Origin of the sequence: Nocardia sp. 852002-51101_SCH5132738, assembly GCF_001665695.1 — a bacterium.
GTDB lineage: Bacteria > Actinomycetota > Actinomycetes > Mycobacteriales > Mycobacteriaceae > Nocardia > Nocardia nova.
This window is the reverse complement of sequence record NZ_LZML01000181.1, coordinates 56,021-77,060: the sequence shown is the minus strand read 5'-3', so window position 1 is coordinate 77,060 and position 21,040 is coordinate 56,021. Positions and strand designations below refer to the sequence as shown.

Here is a 21,040-nt window from a genome sequence, read left to right as displayed (position 1 = left end):
GTTCAGCGCGGCTCGTCGAACCGCCAGCGCGTCGCGCCGCCCGGTTCGACGGTCGACAGCGCCGTCGCCGCGCGCACCGCGATGCGGTAGACGTACCAGGGCGGCGGGCCGGCCGACGGCGCGCTGAAATCGGCGGTCAGGGCCGTGCCCGACTCGTCGACCCGGCACGGCCATCCCTCGCCAGCCCAGTCGGCGGCCCGCTGTGCCACCGTCGCCGGGTCGGTGACGCGTTCGGCGGTGCCGTTCACACTGAGGTCGAAGGTATCCAATGCCACGCCGAGCGTGCAGCGCGGATCGCGAGAGATGTTGCGGGCCTTGCGTGTTCGCGGGCCGGTTTCGAACCAGAACGCACCGTCGACCCAGAGCGCGCCCACCGCGGTCATATGCGGACTGCCGTCAGGATCGATCGTGGCCAGCCAGCAGGTGTGGCGATCGGGGCCGCCCGTACCGGGCGCCTGCGGGAATCCGGCGTCCAGACCGGCCACGACGGCGGACCAGTCCAGCGGATCCAGCTCGTACAGTTCGGCGAGGTTGGTCGTCTGCATGGTGTCCATGATGGTGCGACGAGGCACGGCGACCGGATTCATCGGTGCGCGCGCCATCGATTCGTCCGTTATAGGCGATATGCCCTGGTCGGCGCGGGTGAATCCGCCCAAGATCGACACGGGCCGCCCGGGGATGACTCAGTATTTCTGACAGCGGCGGTCCAGCGGTACGGCCGTCGCGGGTCGTCGCACGAGGGGCAGGAACAGCCATGACAGTCGCCGGCAGGCAACGTCTCACTCCCGATCAGCGCAATTCGTTCATCGCGGCCCAACTGGGCTGGACGATGGACGCTTTCGACTTCTTTCTGGTCGTCTTCGTCTATGCCGATATCGCCGCTTCCTTCGACATGCCGAAATCCGACGTCGCGTTCATCACCACGGCGACGCTGATCATGCGTCCGGTGGGCGCGCTGCTGTTCGGTCTGTGGGCCGACCGGGTGGGCCGGCGTATTCCGCTGATGGTCGACGTCGCGTTCTACTCGGTGATCGGGTTCCTGTGCGCCTTCGCACCGAATTTCACTGTGCTGCTGATACTTCGGTTGCTCTACGGCATCGGCATGGGTGGGGAATGGGGCCTCGGCGCGGCGCTGGCGATGGAGAAGATCCCCGCCGAACGGCGCGGCTTCTTCTCCGGCCTCCTGCAGGAGGGCTACTCGTTCGGCTACCTGCTCGCCTCGCTGGCCTCACTGCTGGTGATGAACTGGCTCGGCCTGTCCTGGCGCTGGCTGTTCGCGCTCTCGGTGATTCCGGCCCTGATCATCCTCGTGATCCGGACTCGCGTGGGTGAATCGGAGGCGTGGGAGAGCAGCCGCGAACATATGCGGCTCACCCAGACCTCGTTGCGTGATGTGGTGATGAACCCGGCCGTGATCCGCCGCTTCGCCTACCTCGTCCTGCTGATGACCGCGTTCAACTGGATGAGCCACGGCACCCAGGACGTCTACCCGACCTTCTTGTCCGCGGTCGACAACGGCGGCGCCGGGTTGTCCTCGGCGACCGCGAAATGGATTGCGGTGGTGTACAACATCGGCGCCATCATCGGTGGTCTGGTGTTCGGCAGCCTGTCGCAGAAGTACGGTCGCCGCTACACCATCATCTTCTGCGCACTGCTCGGACTGCCGATCGTGCCGCTGTTCGCGTATTCGACGACCGCGGCCATGCTGTGCCTGGGATCGTTCCTGATGCAGCTGGTCGTGCAGGGCGCCTGGGGTGTCATCCCGGCACATCTGACCGAACTGTCGCCCGACGCTATCCGCGGCTTCTATCCGGGCGTGACCTACCAGCTGGGCAATCTGCTCGCCTCGCTCAATCTGCCGATCCAGGAGCGGGTGGCCGAAAGCCACGGATATCCGTTCGCGCTGGCCGTCACCATCGTGCCGGTGCTGATCGCGGTGGCCTTTCTGACCCTGATCGGCAAGGAGGCCAAGGGAATTCGCTTCGGCACGAACGCGAGCGCATTACCCGAAACGCCCGCCCGGCAATAGCCGGGCCGGCTAGTTCTGCGGTTGCTGCGCCGACTGGTCCTGCTTGGAACGCACCAGCTGCTTGGCCGGATTCGGATCCGGCGCCACGCCGTCGTGGGCCACCATGGCCTCCTGACGACCGAGCGTCGGACCGGCGGCGAGCAGGCCGACGATCTGATACGGCGCGAGTTCGGGTTTGGCCTTGTCGGCGTCCATTCCCAGCGCCTTCTGCGCCGCGGCGTCCTTGATGCCGTAGCGCACGCCGGTGTCGGCGATGAAGAACATGCTGTCGCGGCGCTGGCTGTCGGCCTCGATACCCGTGGTCTGGACGAAGAATCCCGAGCCGGGTGTGGAGTAGAAGGCATCGACGTTCGGGCCGGACCCGTCGGCCTGCGCCAGCGGTGTGGTCTGCGCGCTGTCCGGGATCGGCAGCGAATGTCCCGTCAGCACAGCCAATTCCGCGCGCTTACTGCCGTCGGCCTTGTCGGCCGCACCGGACAGTGGCTTCCAGGACATGCATTCCACCGGCTGATCCTTCGAATCGACGATGGCCGGCGCGGACGTCGGATACTGCTGGACCGGAAGGTCGTTCGACGGCGGCGCCTGGGTGCTGTCGTACTGGCTGATCTCGGGATTTTCCGAAGCCGTCGGATTGGAGTTGCGGATGATGTCGGCGGTCAGCGGCGAGATGGGCTGCAAACCGTCGTGCAGGACCACGTAGTACTGATCCTTGGTGTCGACATGCACCACATCGCCGATGCGGTGATTGCTCAGCGAATACGCCGGGGTGCCACCGGGATCGACGATTTTCGGCGGCGTGATGGGCAGGACCTCGGGCACCGCGTTCAGCAGACCGGCACTGATCGGGCGGGGAGTCATCCCGCGGATCTTCAGCGCCTCGGTCACTTTCGGATCGTTCATATCGACCCGGGCCCGCTGATTGTCGTAGATCAGGTAAGCGGCGTCGCGACCCTGCACCAACAGCGCCTTACCCGAATCCAGCTTGGTGGCCTTGGAACCCAGCGACGGATCGCCGGCGAGCACGGTGGTGGTCAGCTCGCGGCTGCCGTCGTTCTTCAGCTCGTCGCAGATCGACCATGCGCGCCCCTTGCCGTTGCCGTCGAAATTCAGCGACGACGGCGCGCCCGGAATGCCGATCAGCGCCCCCCGGGGCTTCTTCGACAGCTCGGATTCCTTGATGGACACCGCTTTTGCGGGTTCGCCGACCGCGAGCCGCGCCGACGCGAGGTTCAGCGACGGGTGCACGACGCCGTCGATGACGGCGTAGACGGCGCCGGAATCCTTGCCCAGCAGGATCTTGTTGTCGCCGATCGACCCCTGCGGCCGCAGCAGCGCGAGCACGCCGCAGCCGGCCAGCGCGACGACTCCCAGTACCAGCCCGGCTGCATAGGCACGCGACTGCGAGCGCATCGGATCGTGCAGCATGCGCACGTCCCGGCGTACCAGGGCGTGCTCCATTCGCCTGACCAGGAAGCGATAGCCGCTCACCTGCCAGCGCGTAGTGGGCTTTGAAGGCATGAGTCCTCCCCCGAACAGTGCTCGCGTTCGCCCAACACAGTACAGTTCAGCAGGACTGAAGTTCAGCTCGGCCATCGAGGAATCGGCCGACACCGGGTACTTGGGGGACGACGATGGCCGAATCCAGCGGCACCAACAGCCGCCCGCTCCTCGGACGGATCTCGCTGCCGAATCTGCTGGCCGCACAGTTACTGGGACTGCTCGTCGGCGTCGTCGTGCTCGCGGTGGGGGTACCCGGCTGGTACGCACTGGGTGCCGCGATCGTGGCCGGCCTGGTGCTGCTCGTCCCGATCGGCAAGCGCACCCTCGCCTCGTGGATCGCGACAGCGTGGCGCTATGTCACCCGCCAGGACTACGACCTCGGTGACACAGTCGATTTCCGCGGCCCGGACGGCCGCTCGCTCGGTCTGTACTGGGAGGGCAGCCGCGTCGTCGCCGTCGTCGAGGTGCTGCCGCCCAAGGGCGGTCTGACCCGGATCGACCGCAACACCGTGCACGCGTCGCATCTGCTGCCGCTGCCCGAACTGGCGCAGTGCCTGAGCCAGCACGACATCCTGCTGTCCGGTATCGACATCATCAGCCACGGCCACCGCAGCCGCTCCGGAACGCCCGCGGGGCCGATCTACGAATCGCTGCTCGGTCCGCTGCCCGCGACCGCACACCGAACCGTCTGGCTCGCAATCAGTTTCGACGCACTGGCCTGTCCGGAGGCCGCGGCCCGGCGCGGCGGCGGCACGGAGGGCGCGGGCCGGGCGGTCACCATCGCCACCCAGCGCATCGTGCGCGCACTCGAGGATGCCGACTGCGCGTCGCGCGTGCTCACCGCGCCGGAGATCCGCAAGGCCGTCTGGCAGATCAGCGCCGGTGTCGACCCGCGGGCGCTCACCCATCGCTGGCGCTATGCGGAACTGGGCAACAGCGTGAACATCGGCGCGGCGGTCGATCCCAAGCAGCTCGGCTCGGATCTGCTGGCTCAGCTGTGGGTCGCGCCGTCGCGGGGAACCACCGTGGCGGTCCGCCTGCGGCCGGGTAGTTCGCCCGAGACGGTGAATGTCGGCGCGGCCTGGCGACTGACCGCCCGGGAGCTGCCGGAGAAGACCAAGCGCAAGGGCATGGTGTCGCTGAGCGGCCGGCATCGCCAGAGCCTGCTGGCCCACCTGCCGATCGCGATTCCCGGCGTGGACGACACCGTCCCGATGAGCCAGTACCCGATCGACGTGGTGGGCGTGCTGCATCTGCCCTCCTCCGGCTGCGGTCAGCTGATCGGCTCCGACGAGGACGGCAACGGTGTTGCGGTTCGCCTTGTCGGACAAGGCATTTCGACCGTCTACGTGGCGGGCGAGCTGTATCTGGCGCAGCAGCTGGTGTTCCGCGCACTGGCCGTCGGCGAGCGCATCCTCATCCGCACCGATCGCCCGCACGCGTGGGAACAGCTGGTCACCACCATCGGCAATCCCGAGCGGCTCACCATCGCGGTGGAAACCCATCAGAGCGATGCCGGATTCACCGCGGCCGTGGTCGACGGTGTGCTCGCGCCCGCACCGCACGCCGGTGTCACCACGATCTACGTCACCGGCGATCCGATGGGCTGGCCGGCGACCAATCCGGATCTGTCGATCCACCAGCCGGGCGCGATCGGCAACCATGTGGTGATGCGGACCGGAACCACTCAGGTCGATCTGACGCTGGTCTCGATTCCCCGGGAGACGACCTATATCGGCAGCCCGCGGGGCCGCCGCCCGATGCCGCAGCCGGATCCCCGGCAGCGAGTCGCGCAGGCGCACGGGTAATTTCGCCCCACCGGGGCCGAGTCCGGGGCACCTGCTCACGTCGGCGCGGCGGCCCGGCCCGCTCAGCCCGGATACGGGTCGGTTCTGCGCGCCGTGCGCAAATGACGTGCCCACCAAGCCCATTGCCGCAGGAGCCGCTGCGCGGCGTCGACAGCGGCCCCGTCGGCGGTGTTGCCGTCCGCGTCGAATTTGCGTTTGGCCTCGTGGAAACTCACGGTCTCGCGAATCGACACCATATGGATTTCCGCGACTACCTGGCGCAATTGCTCGACAGCCCGCAGACCGCCCGACAGCCCGCCGTAACCGACGAATCCGATCGGCTTGGCCCGCCACTCGCGCTTGGCGCTGTCGAGCGCCGTCTTCAGCGAGGCGGGATAGCCGTGGTTGTACTCGGAGGTGACCGCGACGAATCCGTCCGCGGCGCCGATCCGTTCGCGGAAGGCCTCGACCCGCGGCGTCGTCGTCAGGTCGGTGGGCAGGGGGGTGTCTGCCAGATCGATGACCCCGACGTCGAGGCCGGCGTCGGCGCGGGCCGTGCGCAGGAACCAGTCGGCCACCACAGGCGCGAACCGCTCGGGCCGCACACTGGCGACGATGACCTCCAACCGCAGCGGATCGTCCATGGCGTCAGCCTAGTCGGCACCCTCGCCGCAGCGACGGCCTGCTCGCCGACCGCGCCGGCGGCACCGATACCCTGTGCCCCGGGCGAAAATCTTCGAGCACCATATTGGACGGCTATGGCCGATGGCCGCGACTGACGGGGCGCCGCGGATCGATCAGGAGGGGGCGAAATTCGTGATTCTCGGACATTGGTTGCTGATCGAAACACTCGACATTCCCCCCACCTGGTCGGTCCTGGCCGTCGACACCGCACCGCGGCGATGGAAGTCGTTGGCGCGCACCGTTCCCACCCGGCTGATGCCGATCCTCACCGCCGCCGCCGCGAGCGGTGAGAGGGTCGAGCGACAGCTGCCGAAGTCCCGACATGCCTGGTCCGGACATCACGCCTGCGCGATCGCGCTGACCGGGCCCGACGGTCGGGTGCACGCGGTGCAGCTGTGGGTGGGCCCCGGCGAGCCACCCGCGCCGCCGCCGGTCGCGACCCACCTGCTCGACGCGCGCACCCGGCGCACGGAAGTGCGTTCCGCCGGTCTGGGCCCGGCATTCGACCGCAAGCGCAGCGTCTGGATCGGAGCCGAATCCTTCGAACATGTCGAACGTTTCGACGATGCCCTGGATCTGGCCGCGATCGTGGCACGCGCCACACCCGGATCGCGCTGGTGCGGCGAAATCTGCGTGCGCACGCCGGACGGGCTGCGCACGTTGATGATGGCGACACGCAACTCCGCCGCCGATCCCTACCTGTGGCGCGGCATTCTGGCCGATGTCACCGACAGCGTTGCGCCGCAACCCAAGTCGTTCGAGGCGGCCACGGTCGAGACGCTGGTCAGCCGCAATCCCGGAATGTATCTGGCGGTGGTCGACACCGAGCGGGTCCGGGTGATCCGCTGGATCAGCGCGCCGGTGCCGGGACTGGACTGGTCCGGCGGCACGGACGAACGCACGCTGCCACATCCCGGCGACCGGGAGCGAATCATCGCCGCGCGCACGGCGATCCGGGCCGGCGCGCCGTCGTGGACGCTGCCGAACCTCCGGCTCGCGGATACGACCGGAGGCTGGATCACCGTGGACGTGGAGGTTTCACCCCTGCCCCACGGCCCGGACGGCACCGGCGTACCCCATTTCGCGCTGGCCCGGATCGATCTGCGTGAACCCGCCACTCCCTAGCGGTCGATGCGGTGTCAGGGCAGTTCGAACGGCAGCGCCACCCCGGTGTGCACGGTGCAGTGTTCGCAGGTATCCATGCCTTCGACACCGGCGACCGCGCGACGTACCAAGGTCTTGAACGGCACCAGGTTTCGCTCGAATTCGGCGAAGACGGCGGCCGCACTGACACCGTCTCCGGCCTCCAGTCCGGCATCGAGATCGGTCACCAAAGCGATGGCGGCATAACACATTTCGAGTTCGCGAGCGAGAACGGCTTCCGGGTATCCGGTCATGTTCACCAGTTCCCATCCCTGTCCGGCGAACCAGCGGCTCTCGGCCCGGGTGGAAAAGCGCGGGCCCTGCACCACGACCATGGTGGCGGCCGGTTGCATCGGCAGTTCGGGCACCGCCGCGCGGGTAGCGACCGCACGCAGGTCGTCGCAGTACGGATCGGCGAAGGACACGTGGATGCCGCCGTTGTCGAAGTAGGTCTGCGCGCGGCCGGAGGTCCGGTCCACCAGCTGGTCGGGGACCGCCACGGTGCCCGGTCCCCAGTCCGCCCGCAGGCTGCCCACCGCGCACGGCGCGAAGATCCGCCGCACGCCGATCGAGCGCAGGGCCCACATATTGGCCTGATACGGCACGGTGTGCGGGGAATACTCGTGCTTGCGCCCGTGCCGCGGCAGGAAGGCGACCTGGCGGCCCTCGACCTCTCCGACGGTGATCGGCGCGCTCGGCACACCATAGGGTGTCTCGACCTCGAGGGTGGTCGCATCGTCGCCGAAGAAATCGTAGAAGCCGCTACCGCCGATGATGGCCAGCGCGGGGCGGGGATCCGAACTCATGCCCGCAATTCTCGCGTACGCCGCGACGGCGGCCCCCGCCGCCTCACCCCGCACCCGCTACCCTGACAGTGCCCCTCACATAATGTACCCTAGGGGGGTATGGACCATCAGGGCGGGAGCGAGGAACAGCCGGTGACCGAGGATCAGAGCAACACGGTTCGGACCGCCGAGGCGGCCGTGCAGCCCGGGCACGACCACGCCACCCACGGCTATATCACCGCCAAGGACGACTACCTCAAGCGGCTGCGCCGGATCGAGGGGCAGGCGCGCGGCCTGCAGCGCATGGTCGAAGAGGAGAAGTACTGCATCGATATCCTCACCCAGGTCTCGGCCATGACCAAAGCCCTGCAGGCGGTGGCCATGGGCCTGCTGGAGGATCACATCAGTCACTGCGTGGTCGATGCCGCGGTCCAGGGCGGTCCCGAGGCCGAGGCGAAGATCAAGGAGGCCACCGACGCCATCGCGCGGTTGGTCCGTTCCTGAGCCGCGACGCCATCCCCGCACGACCGCCGCACCGCTCCGGTTGCCGGATGCGGCCGGCGGTCGCGTGAACGACGATCAGACTCGCGCGGCCAGCGCCGGCGCCAGCGCGCGCAGCACCCCGATGTGGTCCTCGTCGGTGACCTGGATGGCGACCTGATCGGCGCCCGCCTTCAGGTGTTCGACCAGTGCGTCGGCGATCTGATCGGCCGAGCCGTGCAGCGCGAGCGCGTCGATCAGCCGATCACTGCCGGGCGGGGTCAGGTCCTCGTCGCTGAAGCCGAGCCGACGCAGATTCGCCACATAATTGCGCAGGTTCAGGTAGAACTCCGTGCGCGGGCGGGCCGTCAAGCGCGCCTGGACCGGATCGGTGTTGAACGAGATCTTGTGTTCGGGCACGAGCAGCGCATCGGGACCCAGGATTTCGCGCGCCTGCCGGGTGTGTTCGGCGGTCACGAGGTAGGGCAACGCTCCCGCGGTGCGGTCGGCGGCCAGCTTCAGTACCCGCGGTCCGAGCGCCGCCAGCGCGAGCTGCTGTTTCGGGACTCCGTTGGCGTCGAGCACGTCGACATAGTCGACGAGCGCGTCGTAGGGCTTGCGGAAATCCGAATCCTGCTCGGGATGTCCGGCGCCGAAGCCGAGGATGAACCGGCCCGGAAAGCGGCGGTCGATGCGATGGAAGGACTCGGCCACCTGTTCGGCGGGCGCCGACCAGATGTTGACGATGCTGGTTCCGACCGTCAGCGTCTCGGTCTCCTCGAGCAGCGCCTCCACAGCCGGTAGATCCGCCGGGGGCGAGCCGCCCAGCCACAGCGTGCTGTAACCGAGACCCTCCAGCTCACGGGCCTGGCCCGGTTCGAAGCCGGCGTAGTACCGCCAGACGCCGAATTTGCCGATACTCGTGGTTCGCGCAGCCTCAGTCATATTCCTTGCGAACTCCGTTGCGCGGGCGACTATTCCGCCCGGCGCCGGAAAAAAATTCCGGTCGCACAATCTGGCACTCGCACCATGAGAGTGCTAAATTGGGCATCGAACAGCTTACGGCGCTCGCCGCCGAGGCGGGCGTCACCACTGGATATGGAGGTGATTCCTGTGCTGAGGTTCGACCCGTTCCACGACATCGACACCGTCGCCCGGCAGCTCCTGGGGGATGCCGCCGGAACCACGCGCGCGCCACGTTTCATGCCGATGGATCTGTTCAAGGCCGGTGACCACTACGTCCTCAATGCCGATCTCCCGGGCGTCGATCCCGGCTCGGTCGACGTGAGCGTGGACAACGGCACCCTGACGCTGAAGGCGCAGCGCAGCCTGCCCGGTGACGAGCATGTGCAATGGATCGCGTCGGAACGATTCGCGGGAACGTACATGCGTCAGCTGTCGCTCGGTGAGGGCATCGACACCGACCACATCAGCGCCACCTACAACGACGGCGTGCTGTCGGTGACCCTGCCGATCGCCGAGAAGGCCAAACCGCGGCGCATCGAGATCGGCGGTACGGGACAGGGCCCGAAGACCATCGAGGCCGGCCACACCGAGAGCAGCTGACCGGTCGCGGCAGGGATGTGCCCGCGCCGGTCGGCGACAGATGAGAGTGCAAGCAGCACACCACCATTCACCGGTGCAAGGTGGCCGGGTGCGCGGGCGGAACCGAGGATCGTCGCAGCGAGAAGGAGGTGAGAGCGCGCAACCCTCGAATAGCGACTGCGTGCGGCCCCGCGATCTCGCGGGGTCGCCGCCATGTCCGGGCGCGGCGAACACCGGCGGACGACCGGAGTATCGCCCGTAGGCGGCTCAGTCGCCGCAGCACCCCTCGGCGGACGGAATCGTCCGCATCTCGCGGGTTTCGGCGTTGCGGGCGGCCAGGTCCGCATCGGCCGGATAGTCGACGGCGATCAAGCTCAGGCCGTGCGCGGGGGCCACGGTGACGGAACTGGACCGTTCCCGTTCCGCGAGAAGACCTTCCACCCATTCGGGAGTGCGGCGCCCCTCCCCCACCGCGAGCACCGCGCCGACCAAACTGCGGACCATCGACCAGCAGAAGGCGTCGGCGCTGACGTAAGCGGTGAGCATGGCGGCTCCGCCGGCACCGTCCAGGGCCCCGCCGGGACCATCGATCGGCGTCACGGCCCAATCGAACCGCTGCAATTCCCGGACCGTCGTCGCCCCTTCGCGCCGACGGCAGAATGCGGCGAAATCGTGCAGTCCCAACAGCTTTCGCGACGCCTCCCGCATGGCGTCGAGATCGACACCGGGTCGGCATGCCACCACACTGCGAGCCAGCAGGGGCGGGGCTCCGTAGGGAGCCGTGGTGAGCCGATACGCGTAGTGACGGCGGATCGCGGAGAAGCGGGCGTCGAATTCCGGTGGCGCCGGGCGGATTCCGGTGACCCGCACATCCTTCGGCAGGAACCGCGCCAGCCGGTGCAGCAGCTTGTCGTGATCGGGCGGCGTGGTCGCGTCGAAATGTGCGACCTGTCCCTCGGCATGAACTCCGGCATCGGTGCGGCCGGCCACCGTCAGCTGAATCGGTTCGCGCAGGACCTTGCTCAGCGACTCCTCCAGCACACCCTGCACGGTCCGCAGACCCGGCTGGCGGGCCCAGCCGGTGAAATCGGTGCCGTCGTAGGCGATATCGAGCCGTACTCGAACCGCAACCGAGGTTGCCGCCGGATCCTGCATGGTCACAGCCATTTCCTGGTTAACATGAGCGAAGCCCGCCGACCCGGAGGGGACGGCGGGCTCACTCGTGAATTCCCGACGCAGATCGAGAGGTCCCCGCACGTGGCGGGGACCAACTCATTCCGCCTTGTCCTCGGCGGGAGCCTCGGTGGACTCCGCCTCGGCAGCCTCGTCGGCCTTCGCCTCCGCAGCCTCGTCGGCCTTCGCCTCGGTGGCCTCTTCGGCCTCGGCAGCCTCGGTCTTGGCCTGCTGGGCGGCGACCCGGCGAGCGCGATCGGCCTCGTTGGTCACGGTCTTCTCCCGGACCAGCTCGATGATCGCCATCGGCGCGTTGTCACCCTTGCGGGGCACGGTCTTGATGATCCGGGTGTAGCCACCCTCGCGACCCTCGAACGACGGTCCGATGTTCGCGAAGAGTTCGTGCACCACGTCCTTGTTGCGGATCACCTTGAGCACCTCGCGGCGGTCGGCCAGCGAACCGGCCTTGGCCTTGGTGACCAGCTTCTCGGCGTAGGGGCGCAGCGCCTTGGCCTTGGCCTCGGTGGTCGTGATCCGACCGTGCTCGAAGAGCGCCGTGGCCAGATTGGCGAAGATCGCCTTCTGGTGCGACGCCGACCCGCCGAAGCGAGCACCCTTCTTGGGCTTGGGCATTGGTTGTTCTCCTTAGGAAAGGCCGAACGGGGCTGCCACCCCGGAAGGCCTAGAGCTGTTCGGTCTCGGCGTAGTCCTGCTCGCCGTTGTCTGCATCGCCGAAGGAGCCGCTGTCACTCCAGGTTCCGGTGGCGGCGTCGTAGCCGACGACGCTCGACGGATCGAAGGAGGCCGGGCTGTCCTTCAACGACAGGCCGAGCGAATGCAGCTTGACCTTGACCTCGTCGATGGACTTCTGGCCGAAGTTGCGGATGTCCAGCAGATCCGATTCGGTCCGCGCAACCAGCTCGCCGACGGTGTGCACACCCTCGCGCTTGAGGCAGTTGTACGAGCGCACGGTGAGGTCCAGGTCCTCGATCGGCAGCGCGAACGAGGCGATGTGGTCCGCCTCGGCCGGGCTGGGCCCGATCTCGATACCCTCGGCCTCCACGTTCAGCTCGCGCGCCAGGCCGAACAGCTCGACCAGGGTCTTACCGGCCGACGCCAGCGCATCCCGCGGGGAGATCGAGTTCTTGGTCTCGACGTCCAGGATGAGCCGGTCGAAGTCGGTGCGCTGCTCGACACGGGTGGCCTCGACCTTGTAGGTCACCTTCAGCACCGGCGAGTAGATCGAATCCACCGGGATCCGGCCGATTTCCGCACCCGAGGCCTTGTTCTGCACGGCCGGGACGTAACCGCGACCGCGCTCGACGACGAGCTCGATCTCCAGCTTGCCCTTGTCGTTCAGGGTGGCGATGTGCATATCCGGGTTGTGCACGGTCACACCGGCCGGGGGAACGATGTCACCGGCGGTGACGGTGCCCGGGCCCTGCTTGCGCACGTACATGGTGACCGGCTCGTCCTCTTCGGACGACACGACCAGGCCCTTGAGGTTCAGGATGATGTCGGTGACGTCTTCCTTCACACCCGGGACGGTGGTGAACTCGTGCAGCACGCCGTCGATGCGGATGCTGGTCACCGCGGCCCCCGGAATCGAGGACAGCAGGGTACGGCGCAGCGAATTGCCGAGGGTGTAACCGAAGCCCGGCTCGAGGGGTTCGATGGTGAACTTCGAGCGGTTCTCGGCCAGTACCTCTTCGGCCAGTGTGGGTCGCTGTGAAATCAGCATGAGGATCTCCTCCTTCAGGGGCGCCCGCTATTTGACGCCCACGAACTGGGGTGTGGATGAGCACGGAAAGTGCTCACCCACCAGCAGCACGAACGGCTTACTTCGAGTAGTACTCGACGATGAGCTGTTCGTTCAGCGGCACATCGATCTGCGCGCGTTCCGGGAGCTGGTGGACCAGGATCCGCAGCCGGTTCGGAACCACCTGCAGCCAGCCCGGGATCGGGCGATCGCCCTGGGTCTCACGGGCGACCTGGAACGGCAGCGTCGGCAGCGACTTCTCCTTGACATCGATGATGTCGTACTGGGAGACCTGGAAGCTGGGGACGTCGACCTTGCGGTTGTTCACCAGGAAGTGGCCGTGCGAGACCAGCTGACGGGCCTGGCGGCGGGTCCGGGCCAGACCGGCGCGGTACACGACGTTGTCCAGACGCGACTCCAGCAGCTGCAGCATGTTGTCGCCGGTCTTACCCTTGCGACGGTTCGCCTCTTCGTAGTAGCGGCGGAACTGCTTCTCCATGACGCCGTAGGTGAAGCGGGCCTTCTGCTTCTCCTGCAGCTGGAGCAGGTACTCGCTCTCCTTGATCCGCGCGCGGCCGTGCTGGCCGGGCGGGTAGGGACGACGCTCGAACGCCTGGTCGCCTCCGACGAGGTCGACACGCAGACGACGCGACTTGCGGGTGATGGGGCCTGTATAACGAGCCATTTTTCGCTAAATCCTTTCCCGCTAGACGCGACGCCGCTTGGGCGGACGGCAGCCGTTGTGCGGCTGCGGGGTGACGTCGGAGATCGTGCCCACCTCGAGGCCGGCGGCCTGCAGCGAGCGGATCGCGGTCTCACGGCCCGAACCCGGACCCTTGACGAACACGTCGACCTTCTTGACGCCGTTCTCCTGCGCCTTGCGCGCGGCGTTCTCGGCGGCGAGCTGCGCGGCGAACGGGGTCGACTTACGCGAACCCTTGAAGCCGACGTGGCCCGACGACGCCCACGAGATCACGTTGCCCTCGGGGTCGGTGATCGAGACGATCGTGTTGTTGAACGTGGACTTGATGTGCGCGTGGCCGTGCGGAACGTTCTTCTTGTCCCGGCGACGCGCCTTCTGGGACTTCTTGGGGCCGGAGGCCCGACTCTTCGGAGGCATCGGTTATCCCTACTTCTTCTTGCCGGCGACGGTCTTCTTCGGACCCTTGCGCGTGCGCGCATTGGTCTTGGTCCGCTGTCCGCGCACCGGCAGGTGGCGGCGGTGGCGGATGCCCTGGTAGCAGCCGATCTCGATCTTGCGGCGGATGTCGGCCTGCACCTCACGGCGCAGGTCACCTTCGACCTTGAACTCCGACGCCTCGATGTAATCGCGCAACCGGGTGACGTCGTCGTCGCTGAGATCCTTCGACCGCAGGTCGGGACTGACGCCGGTGGCGTCCAGGATCTCCTTGGCGCGGGTACGACCGATGCCGAAAATGTAGGTCAGCGCGATCTCCATGCGCTTCTCGCGCGGGAGATCGACGCCCATCAGACGTGCCATGTGGCAGCTTCCTTAACTGTTGCGGAGGTCTGCTCCCTGTCCGTCCCCTCGAATGGGGCCCCGGCCTCCGTTCCGGGGGTAGGTCGTCCGTCCGCTCTCCGCTCGTTTCCGAGGCGGCGAGCTCGCCGACGGCGACTGGCGCTGGGAGGTCTTCTTTTCTGTGCCAATCCGAACTGCGTTCGGTGCTTGGCTGGTGAACCCCTGCGTCGGGGCACAGTCCAGGTCAGCCCTGACGCTGCTTGTGACGCAGGTTGTCGCAGATCACCATGACCCGGCCGTTACGGCGGATCACCTTGCACTTCTCGCAGATCTTCTTGACGCTCGGCTGAACCTTCACGTCCGTCCAATCTGGTTGTGGTCCACACCGGGTGTGGACACAGCTTTTCCCCAGCCGTGTGACTGGGGAAATCTTGGGTGCGGATTCCGGGGTGAATCCACCCCTGAACCTCGCGAGTCCGACGTCCGGACTCTCCCGGGAATCGCTTCCCGGAAACTCACTTGTAGCGGTAGACGATGCGACCGCGGGACAGGTCGTAAGGAGAAAGCTCCACGACCACGCGGTCCTCGGGCAGGATGCGGATGTAGTGCTGACGCATCTTGCCGCTGATGTGCGCGAGAACCTTGTGACCGTTCTCCAGCTCGATGCGGAACATCGCATTCGGCAGTGGCTCGATAACTCGACCCTCGACCTCGATGGCCCCGTCTTTCTTCGCCATATCCTCCGCGATCCCGCTTACGCTGAAACCCTGTGTGGTCTCAACTCTTCGGCTAGCTTGTCACTGCAGTTACCGGTGCACTCCAGTCGACCCGGTGCCATACTCTTCGTAGTCTCATGCGGACATGCATTCGCATGAGCACAGACGTCGGGCAGGTGCACCGCCGACCAAGCTTACCCGTGCGCTCGCGATCCGGCCAAATGCGGTCCCCTCGCGCCGTTCGCGGCGGTCCTGCGCACCGTTCGCGCCGCTTCGGTCAGTGGTCGGCGAGCGGGCCGCGCCCGGTCAGCGGGCCCCACGCCCCGATCAATCCGAGCATCAGCACCAGCGCGACCGTGATCACCGTGAACACCGCGCCGGGCCCGTGGTTGTCCAGCAGCGGGAGCAGCACGAACGGCTGCACGGCGGTGCTCAGTTTCGACAGGGAATAGGCCGTACCCGAGGCGGTGCCGCGCACGGACGTGGGGAACGATTCCGGCAGATACGTGTGCAGGGCGTTGGAGAAGATGTTGCTGGCCAGGGTGAACAGGCCGCCCGACAGCAGAATCAGCGACACGCTCGTCGCGAAGCCGAAGATCAGCCCGAACACCGCCATCAGCGCGGCCGACGCCAGCACCAGATATTTGCGCTCGGTGCGCTCGATCAGCGGAATCGACAGCAGCGAACCCAGCGGATAGCCCAGATAGGTAATGGTCAGATAGCCCAGCGAGTTCACCACCGTGAACCCCTTGTGCTGTAAGACCAGCACCGCCAGCGTGCCGAAACCGTAGTAGCCGAAGACCTGCAGGATCATCACCGCGGAGAACAGCAGGGTGCGGCCGCGATTGGCACCGCGCAGAATATCGGCGAACGGCACCTTCGCCCGTCCGTTCGCAGCGGCGGTGTCGCTCGTGACCTTGTCGTGCCGGGCCTGCCAGCGCGGGGACTCGGGCATGTGCCGACGGGCGACGAACACCAGGGCGGCGCCGAGTCCGCCGAAGACGAACAGCCAGCGCCAGCCGTCGGTGCCGAACGGTTCCAGCGGAACCAGCCACCGAGCCAGGAATCCGACGGTCGGGACGGCGCAGAATCCGATGGTGTAGGCGATGGCGATCATCCGCCCGCGGACCTGCGGCGGCATCGTCTCCGACAGATAGGTGTCGGAGACGGTCATCTCCGCACCGATACCGAGGCCCGCGAGGACCCGCGTCGCCATCAGGAACCAGACGTTGGGGCTGAACGCGCCGAGCAGCGTGAATCCCGCGTACACCCCGATATTGATCATGAACATCCGGCGGCGGCCGAAGAGGTCCGAGAGCCGTCCGATGAGCAGCGCGCCGAGGAACTGGCCGACGAAGGCCGAGGCGAGAATGCCGCTCAGCTGATAGGTCGACAACGCGAGCTGCTGCTTCAGCACGCCGGTGATGGTGCCGGCGAGGAACAGTTCGTAGAGATCGAAGAACAGGCCCAGGCCGACCAGAGCGACAAGTTTGCGGTGGACCGGCCGGACGGGAAGTTCGTCCAACCGGGCCGCGCGAGGATCATCGCCCGCGGTGATTGCCATTTCGATACGCTCCCGACCTCGCAAATAAGGGGCAACCGAACCACGCGGCGCGTCGGCCGACCGGCTTGTCGGCTGTGGGTAGGACGCCCGTCACGGCCGATAGCCCTCGCGTAAACTACCGGCTGTCCAGGAAATTGGTCCAGCAGATCCCAGGGGGACACCCGTGAGCGTGCGCAGCGAGCGAATTACGGACGCAGCGCCCTCGAACCCGATCGGCACGATCCTCGGCGAGGCCCCGACCACGAACCGCGGTGAGGTACTGCCGTGAGTCGCAACAACAACGATCTGCCCATGCTGCCCCCGTGGCTGTCGGAGAGCGACGTCACGCAAACGGGATACGGAGCGCCGGTCGAGAACCTCCCGCACGAGGAGTACATCCCGGAGGACAGCGGTCCGCGACGGTTGTTCTCCCGCAAATCCGACGACCGGGCGGAGTCCGATAAGAAGGAGTCCGACCGGAAGTGGCGGAAATCCCGCCGCAAGGACAAGGCCGACGCCGAGCCTGCCGCCGGTGAGACGTCACCCTCGTGGGGGCCGCCGGGAACCGCCGGGCCGCACGGCGATGCGCAGCCGGGGCCGGAATCGTTGCGCGGCAACGGTGTTCAGGGCTCCGAGCCGATGCCGTGGCAGCAGCCGTCCGAGGGCTACGGTTCGGACGCCCAGGGTGTGATCCCGGCCGACTTCCGTGCGCAGCAACAGAATCAGTTCGCGCAGCCGCCGGCTCAACAGGGGCAGGCGTGGAATTCGTCGCCATCCGCAGCGTCCTCGGGCCACGACTTCGGCCGCCCGCCCGCTACCGCACAGCCGATTCCCGCTCCGGCGCCGCAGCAATCGCAGCCGACCACGCCGGGCCCGGACCAGGCGTCCGGCCCGCTGTCCTCCGCGCCGCTGTCCGGCGAGTTTCCGGCGGCACCGCCGCAGACTCCGGCCCGGCCGCCGATTCCGCCCGCACCGCAACATCTGTCGAACATTCCCCTTCCGGCCGCCGAAGGCGCGGATGCGGAGCTGACCGTGCGGGTGACCCGGCGGCCCGACCTGCCGCCCCCGCCCCAGCAGTCGGCCCCGACTCCGCCGCCGCTGCCCGAGTGGCCGGACCCGACTGCCCCCGCCCGTTCCGGACCGCCGCCGCGGCTGGGCGTGCCGGAAGGGTACGAGGACGCGCCGTCGGTCTCGAACAACGCCGCCGCACAGCAGTTTTCACTGCCCGACACTCCCGTCGCACCGACAACAACCGCGCCCGGCCTGCCGCAGCAGGAGGCGGATGCCCGCCCCGCCTCGGCCGAGATGCCGCCGACCGGAACCACTCCTCCCGTTCCGACGCACGGATCGGCGGCAGGTCCGTTCGGTTCGGGTCCGGACGCGAGTGAACGGGCCGAGAACGTGGGCGGCGGGGCTTCCGGCGTCACCGAGGAGGCACCCGCCTGGCTCGGCCGCGTGCCGGAACAGTCGGCCGCGCAGGCCGATTCCGCGCCCGCGCGCGACGCCACCGAGGCCTCGGTCGCGCCGATCTCGGATTCTGGTGCGCCCGGCGAGACCGCCGTATCGAATACGCCTCACGCGGACCTCCCCGCGGCAGCGGATGTGACGGGGAACGGTGGCGCCGGCACGTGGGATGCCTTCGCAATCGGCACTGCCGCAGTTCCGCACGGTGGCGCAGCTTCCGGACCGCGGGCTCTCCACCCGCCGACGGTGGGAACCCATGCGCCGGAGAGTGATTCGGGTGCGTCGTCGGTCGTCGGCGGTGTCGGCTTCTACGGCTCCGGAGATGCCGGCGCCGGTTCGGCAGATCAGCAGTGGAGCGGCCGCCATCGGCTCGACTCCGACCGGGTGCCGGCTCAGGAACCTGTCGTGCGCCCCGGACCGGATGCCGGTGCCGCCTGGAACGGACCGGATGCGCCGGCACCGCGGCCCGACACGCATCAGCAGCTGCCCGAAGGCACCGGTCCGCAGTACGGCGCGGCGCCGCAGACGACGCAGTACCAGCAGCCACCTGCTCCGGACTTCGCAACGCACACACCGCATTCCGGCCCGATGCCGCAGGCGCCGAATTCCGAATCGACGATGGTCGTCGGCCCGCAGGGGGTTTCGCAGCCTCCGATCCCACAGCCGGCCCCGGACGCCCAGTGGCACAGCGCGCCGCAACCGCCGCCGCAGGTGCCGGGCCCGGCGACCGGTCCCGAACAGCAGTGGGCCGCACGGCAGGCGGATCAGTATTCCCAGCCGCAGCAGTACGCGCAGCCGAATCCGTACATGCCGGGGCAGCAGGCCCATTCACCCGAGCAGTATCAGCAGGCCCCCAACCCGCAGGCCCACCAGCCGCAGCCGCAGCATCAGCAGTACCAGCAGGGTCAGCCGCCGCAGCAGTACCCACCCAACGGCGTGACGCCCTCGCTGGAGGATGTGCCGATGCGCCGGGCGAAGAAGGCCCCCGGTTCGGGGTGGCGGCGCGCGGTGCACCACATGTCGGGCGGTGCCATCAATCCGGGTATGTCCGCGGAGGAGCGGCGCCTGCAGGAACTGGTGGCTCGCATCCGGCAGCCGGTGCGGGGCGACTACCGGATCGCCACCCTGTCGTTGAAGGGCGGCGTCGGCAAGACGACCACCACCATGGGCATCGGCTCGATCTTCGCCTCCATCCGCGGCGACCGCGTGATCGCCGTCGACGCCAATCCGGACTTCGGCACTCTCTCGCAGCGGGTGCCGCTGCAGACCCGGTCCACGGTGCGAGATCTGTTGCTGGATCAGCAGATTCGCAGTTACGGCGACGTCCGGCGGCACACCTCGCAGGCCACCAGCCGGTTGGAGGTGCTGGCCAGTGAGCGTGATCCGGCGGCGTCGGAATCGTTCAGCGAGGACGAGTACCGCCAGGTGCTGCGCGTCCTGCAGCGGTTCTACAACATCATCCTGACCGACTGCGGTACCGGACTGATGCATTCGGCCATGGCGGGTGTGCTGGATCTGGCGCATTCGCTGGTGCTGATCTCGTCGTCGGCGATCGACGGCGCCCGTAGTGCGGCGGCGACGCTGGACTGGCTCTCGCTGCACGGGCACGATCACCTGGTGCGCAATGCCGTGGTGGTGATCAATCTGCCGCGCGAGGGGTCGCCGAATGTGGCGATTCAGCATCTGCGCGAATACTTCCTGGCCCGCTGCCGCGCCGTGCACGTCATCCCCTACGACCCACATCTGGCCGAGGGCGCCGAGATCGATCTGGCTCGGCTGCACAAGAACACCAAGCGGGCGCTGGTCGAACTGGCCGCGACGGTGGCCGACGATTTCGCCACCGACCATCGGCGGTTCGGCGGTTACTGAGTGCCGCGGTCCTGCCAGGTGAGCGGGGTCGCCCGGACTTCGGCGATACTGCGTCCGCGGCGGCGCCGGAACAGGCTGCGCAGAGTGCCCGCGTTGAGGTAGCCGACCCGGGCGGCCACCGTCTCCACGGTGGCGTTGGTGGTGCGCAGCAGCCGGGTGGCGCGCTCGAGGCGGATCTCGTTTACGAAATCCCGTGGTGACATCCCGATTTCGGCCTGGGTCGCGCGCTGCAGGCTGCGCACGGTGACGCCGAGTTCGCGGGCGGCGTCGGTGATCCGGAACTGCTCGGCGATATGGCCGCGCACCCAGCGTTCGAACGCCGCCACCAGCGAGTTCCCGCGCGCGATCACCTGCGGGACGATGTAGTCGCGTTGCTCGCCTCCGCTGCCGGCCAACAGCATCCGGGCCGCGCGTTCGGCTTGGGCGGGACTGCGACCGGCCACCGTGGCCAATGCGAGGTCGAGGTGCGCCAGGGCCGCCGCGGCCGTCGCGATATGACCGGAACGGCACAGGATGCGTCCCTCGTCCAGGTCGACGTTCGGATAGCGGCGGCGGAAGGCCGGGCCGAGCCACCAGCTCGTCGTCGCGGGCAGCCCGTCGAGCACCCCGGCCTCGGCGAGGAAGAAGGTTCCGGTGCACGCGGCGGCCAGCCCGGTCCCCGCCAGGTGCGCCTGCGAAATGCGTTCCAGTACCGGCCTGTTGGCGGGCGCGGCGATGAGGTCGACCACCGCGTCGGCATCCATGGCCAGCACGGCGGGCACGATGATCGGGCCGATGTCGGCGGGTACCTCGGCCAACGGTGTGGTGGGAATCAGATGGCCGTGGCCCGAGCGGACGCTGCCGCCGAGCGCGACGGTGTGCACCCGCCACGGCTCGGGTTCCAGTTCCGGATCGTCGACGAGCGAGTTCGCCGTGTTGAAGACCTCCAGGACGGCGGCGAGACCGAGGTCTCCGACGCCGTCCACGACGAAAATCGCGACATCCATGTCGCAAACAGTACTGAATGCGTCGGATACGACACTGCTATTGCGCGTATCCACCGCTTAGGGTTTCCGGTATGACGGTGTGGGCGAACAGAGGTGC

Annotated in this window: 21 protein-coding genes; 6 read left to right on the top strand and 15 right to left on the bottom strand. The window is 67.9% G+C overall.

The genetic code is table 11. The features are described from left to right. Positions 1 to 2: 2 nt before the first annotated feature. Entirely contained in the window at positions 3 to 602 is a 600-nt protein-coding gene (locus tag A5789_RS26960; RefSeq protein ID WP_227462741.1) for a pyridoxamine 5'-phosphate oxidase family protein, read from the bottom strand. A gap of 152 nt (positions 603 to 754) precedes the next feature. On the opposite strand from A5789_RS26960, the gene A5789_RS26955 reads away from it, so the two are divergent. After that, positions 755 to 2,029: an MFS transporter gene (locus tag A5789_RS26955; protein WP_064902163.1), complete on the top strand. Its 1,275-nt coding sequence runs from the start codon at positions 755 to 757 to the stop codon at positions 2,027 to 2,029. Between the two features lie 9 nt (positions 2,030 to 2,038). Here the strand turns inward: A5789_RS26955 and eccB are convergent, their stop codons facing one another. After that, positions 2,039 to 3,547 (bottom strand): type VII secretion protein EccB, encoded by a 1,509-nt coding sequence (eccB, locus tag A5789_RS26950; protein ID WP_063012568.1) that lies wholly within the window; start codon positions 3,545 to 3,547, stop codon positions 2,039 to 2,041. Positions 3,548 to 3,660: 113 nt separating this feature from the next. Between eccB and eccE the strand changes: the two genes are divergently transcribed. Then, entirely contained in the window at positions 3,661 to 5,337 is a 1,677-nt protein-coding gene (gene eccE, locus A5789_RS26945; RefSeq protein WP_064902164.1) for a type VII secretion protein EccE, read from the top strand. A gap of 62 nt (positions 5,338 to 5,399) precedes the next feature. Here the strand turns inward: eccE and A5789_RS26940 are convergent, their stop codons facing one another. After that, a complete protein-coding gene (locus A5789_RS26940; RefSeq protein WP_064902165.1) occupies positions 5,400 to 5,960 on the bottom strand; it encodes an NADPH-dependent FMN reductase in 561 nt (186 codons plus the stop codon). 121 nt (positions 5,961 to 6,081) lie between these two features. Between A5789_RS26940 and A5789_RS26935 the strand changes: the two genes are divergently transcribed. Continuing rightward, positions 6,082 to 7,125: a GAF domain-containing protein gene (locus tag A5789_RS26935; RefSeq protein WP_227462742.1), complete on the top strand. Its 1,044-nt coding sequence runs from the start codon at positions 6,082 to 6,084 to the stop codon at positions 7,123 to 7,125. A gap of 14 nt (positions 7,126 to 7,139) precedes the next feature. On the opposite strand, the gene A5789_RS26930 is transcribed toward A5789_RS26935, so the two are convergent. Further along, positions 7,140 to 7,949 carry an S-methyl-5'-thioadenosine phosphorylase gene (locus A5789_RS26930; protein ID WP_063012564.1) on the bottom strand — a complete coding sequence of 270 codons (810 nt, stop codon included), beginning with the start codon at positions 7,947 to 7,949 and terminating at the stop codon, positions 7,140 to 7,142. Positions 7,950 to 8,048: 99 nt separating this feature from the next. Between A5789_RS26930 and A5789_RS26925 the strand changes: the two genes are divergently transcribed. Continuing rightward, positions 8,049 to 8,432, top strand: a complete 384-nt coding sequence (locus A5789_RS26925) for a metal-sensitive transcriptional regulator (RefSeq protein WP_228796217.1) — start codon at positions 8,049 to 8,051, stop codon at positions 8,430 to 8,432. Positions 8,433 to 8,507: 75 nt separating this feature from the next. Here A5789_RS26925 and A5789_RS26920 read toward each other — a convergent pair whose 3' ends face one another. Further along, entirely contained in the window at positions 8,508 to 9,353 is an 846-nt protein-coding gene (locus A5789_RS26920; protein ID WP_063012563.1) for an LLM class F420-dependent oxidoreductase, read from the bottom strand. Positions 9,354 to 9,521: 168 nt separating this feature from the next. Here A5789_RS26920 and A5789_RS26915 point away from each other — a divergent pair, with 168 nt between their 5' ends. Next, positions 9,522 to 9,974: an Hsp20/alpha crystallin family protein gene (locus A5789_RS26915; RefSeq protein WP_064902168.1), complete on the top strand. Its 453-nt coding sequence runs from the start codon at positions 9,522 to 9,524 to the stop codon at positions 9,972 to 9,974. 246 nt (positions 9,975 to 10,220) lie between these two features. On the opposite strand, the gene truA is transcribed toward A5789_RS26915, so the two are convergent. From truA to A5789_RS26870, 9 genes are all read right to left on the bottom strand, one after another. After that, positions 10,221 to 11,120, bottom strand: a complete 900-nt coding sequence (truA, locus tag A5789_RS26910; protein ID WP_064902166.1) for a tRNA pseudouridine(38-40) synthase TruA — start codon at positions 11,118 to 11,120, stop codon at positions 10,221 to 10,223. A 105-nt stretch (positions 11,121 to 11,225) separates the two neighbouring features. Then, positions 11,226 to 11,759: a 50S ribosomal protein L17 gene (gene rplQ, locus A5789_RS26905; RefSeq protein ID WP_030513446.1), complete on the bottom strand. Its 534-nt coding sequence runs from the start codon at positions 11,757 to 11,759 to the stop codon at positions 11,226 to 11,228. Positions 11,760 to 11,808: 49 nt separating this feature from the next. Next, positions 11,809 to 12,867, bottom strand: coding sequence for a DNA-directed RNA polymerase subunit alpha (locus tag A5789_RS26900; protein WP_030513445.1), 1,059 nt, complete (start codon positions 12,865 to 12,867; stop codon positions 11,809 to 11,811). A gap of 97 nt (positions 12,868 to 12,964) precedes the next feature. Further along, positions 12,965 to 13,570: a 30S ribosomal protein S4 gene (gene rpsD / locus A5789_RS26895; protein ID WP_030513444.1), complete on the bottom strand. Its 606-nt coding sequence runs from the start codon at positions 13,568 to 13,570 to the stop codon at positions 12,965 to 12,967. 21 nt (positions 13,571 to 13,591) lie between these two features. Continuing rightward, the gene (gene rpsK, locus A5789_RS26890) at positions 13,592 to 14,005 is read right to left on the bottom strand and encodes a 30S ribosomal protein S11 (RefSeq protein WP_025347281.1); all 414 of its coding nucleotides are present in this window, start codon (positions 14,003 to 14,005) and stop codon (positions 13,592 to 13,594) included. Positions 14,006 to 14,014: 9 nt separating this feature from the next. Continuing rightward, on the bottom strand, positions 14,015 to 14,386 hold the full coding sequence (gene rpsM / locus A5789_RS26885; protein ID WP_030513443.1) for a 30S ribosomal protein S13: 372 nt from the start codon (positions 14,384 to 14,386) through the stop codon (positions 14,015 to 14,017). Positions 14,387 to 14,609: 223 nt separating this feature from the next. Next, positions 14,610 to 14,723, bottom strand: coding sequence for a 50S ribosomal protein L36 (gene rpmJ, locus A5789_RS26880; protein ID WP_025347279.1), 114 nt, complete (start codon positions 14,721 to 14,723; stop codon positions 14,610 to 14,612). A gap of 157 nt (positions 14,724 to 14,880) precedes the next feature. After that, the gene (infA, locus tag A5789_RS26875) at positions 14,881 to 15,102 is read right to left on the bottom strand and encodes a translation initiation factor IF-1 (protein ID WP_003886926.1); all 222 of its coding nucleotides are present in this window, start codon (positions 15,100 to 15,102) and stop codon (positions 14,881 to 14,883) included. A gap of 256 nt (positions 15,103 to 15,358) precedes the next feature. Then, entirely contained in the window at positions 15,359 to 16,645 is a 1,287-nt protein-coding gene (locus tag A5789_RS26870; protein ID WP_063012557.1) for an MFS transporter, read from the bottom strand. Between the two features lie 264 nt (positions 16,646 to 16,909). On the opposite strand from A5789_RS26870, the gene A5789_RS38100 reads away from it, so the two are divergent. Then, positions 16,910 to 19,957 (top strand): MinD/ParA family protein, encoded by a 3,048-nt coding sequence (locus A5789_RS38100; RefSeq protein ID WP_227462743.1) that lies wholly within the window; start codon positions 16,910 to 16,912, stop codon positions 19,955 to 19,957. Here A5789_RS38100 and A5789_RS26860 read toward each other — a convergent pair. Further along, a complete protein-coding gene (locus A5789_RS26860) occupies positions 19,951 to 20,943 on the bottom strand; it encodes a GlxA family transcriptional regulator (protein WP_063012555.1) in 993 nt (330 codons plus the stop codon). The genes A5789_RS38100 and A5789_RS26860 overlap by 7 nt on opposite strands. Positions 20,944 to 21,040: the final 97 nt, after the last annotated feature.

Excerpts from the sequence above, each read along its gene's own strand:
- rpsD (WP_030513444.1), bottom strand. The coding sequence starts at position 13,570 with ATGGCTCGTTATACAGGCCCCATCACCCGCAAGTCGCGTCGTCTGCGT.
- rpsK (WP_025347281.1), bottom strand. The coding sequence starts at position 14,005 with ATGCCTCCGAAGAGTCGGGCCTCCGGCCCCAAGAAGTCCCAGAAGGCG.
- A5789_RS26920 (WP_063012563.1), bottom strand. The coding sequence starts at position 9,353 with ATGACTGAGGCTGCGCGAACCACGAGTATCGGCAAATTCGGCGTCTGG.
- rpsM (WP_030513443.1), bottom strand. The coding sequence starts at position 14,386 with ATGGCACGTCTGATGGGCGTCGATCTCCCGCGCGAGAAGCGCATGGAG.
- A5789_RS26870 (WP_063012557.1), bottom strand. The coding sequence starts at position 16,645 with ATGGCAATCACCGCGGGCGATGATCCTCGCGCGGCCCGGTTGGACGAA.
- infA (WP_003886926.1), bottom strand. The coding sequence starts at position 15,102 with ATGGCGAAGAAAGACGGGGCCATCGAGGTCGAGGGTCGAGTTATCGAG.
- A5789_RS26860 (WP_063012555.1), bottom strand. The coding sequence starts at position 20,943 with ATGGATGTCGCGATTTTCGTCGTGGACGGCGTCGGAGACCTCGGTCTC.
- eccE (WP_064902164.1), top strand. The coding sequence starts at position 3,661 with ATGGCCGAATCCAGCGGCACCAACAGCCGCCCGCTCCTCGGACGGATC.
- rplQ (WP_030513446.1), bottom strand. The coding sequence starts at position 11,759 with ATGCCCAAGCCCAAGAAGGGTGCTCGCTTCGGCGGGTCGGCGTCGCAC.
- A5789_RS26955 (WP_064902163.1), top strand. The coding sequence starts at position 755 with ATGACAGTCGCCGGCAGGCAACGTCTCACTCCCGATCAGCGCAATTCG.
- A5789_RS26940 (WP_064902165.1), bottom strand. The coding sequence starts at position 5,960 with ATGGACGATCCGCTGCGGTTGGAGGTCATCGTCGCCAGTGTGCGGCCC.
- A5789_RS26935 (WP_227462742.1), top strand. The coding sequence starts at position 6,082 with ATGGCCGCGACTGACGGGGCGCCGCGGATCGATCAGGAGGGGGCGAAA.
- A5789_RS26930 (WP_063012564.1), bottom strand. The coding sequence starts at position 7,949 with ATGAGTTCGGATCCCCGCCCCGCGCTGGCCATCATCGGCGGTAGCGGC.
- truA (WP_064902166.1), bottom strand. The coding sequence starts at position 11,120 with ATGGCTGTGACCATGCAGGATCCGGCGGCAACCTCGGTTGCGGTTCGA.
- A5789_RS26900 (WP_030513445.1), bottom strand. The coding sequence starts at position 12,867 with ATGCTGATTTCACAGCGACCCACACTGGCCGAAGAGGTACTGGCCGAG.
- A5789_RS26925 (WP_228796217.1), top strand. The coding sequence starts at position 8,049 with ATGGACCATCAGGGCGGGAGCGAGGAACAGCCGGTGACCGAGGATCAG.
- A5789_RS26960 (WP_227462741.1), bottom strand. The coding sequence starts at position 602 with ATGGCGCGCGCACCGATGAATCCGGTCGCCGTGCCTCGTCGCACCATC.
- eccB (WP_063012568.1), bottom strand. The coding sequence starts at position 3,547 with ATGCCTTCAAAGCCCACTACGCGCTGGCAGGTGAGCGGCTATCGCTTC.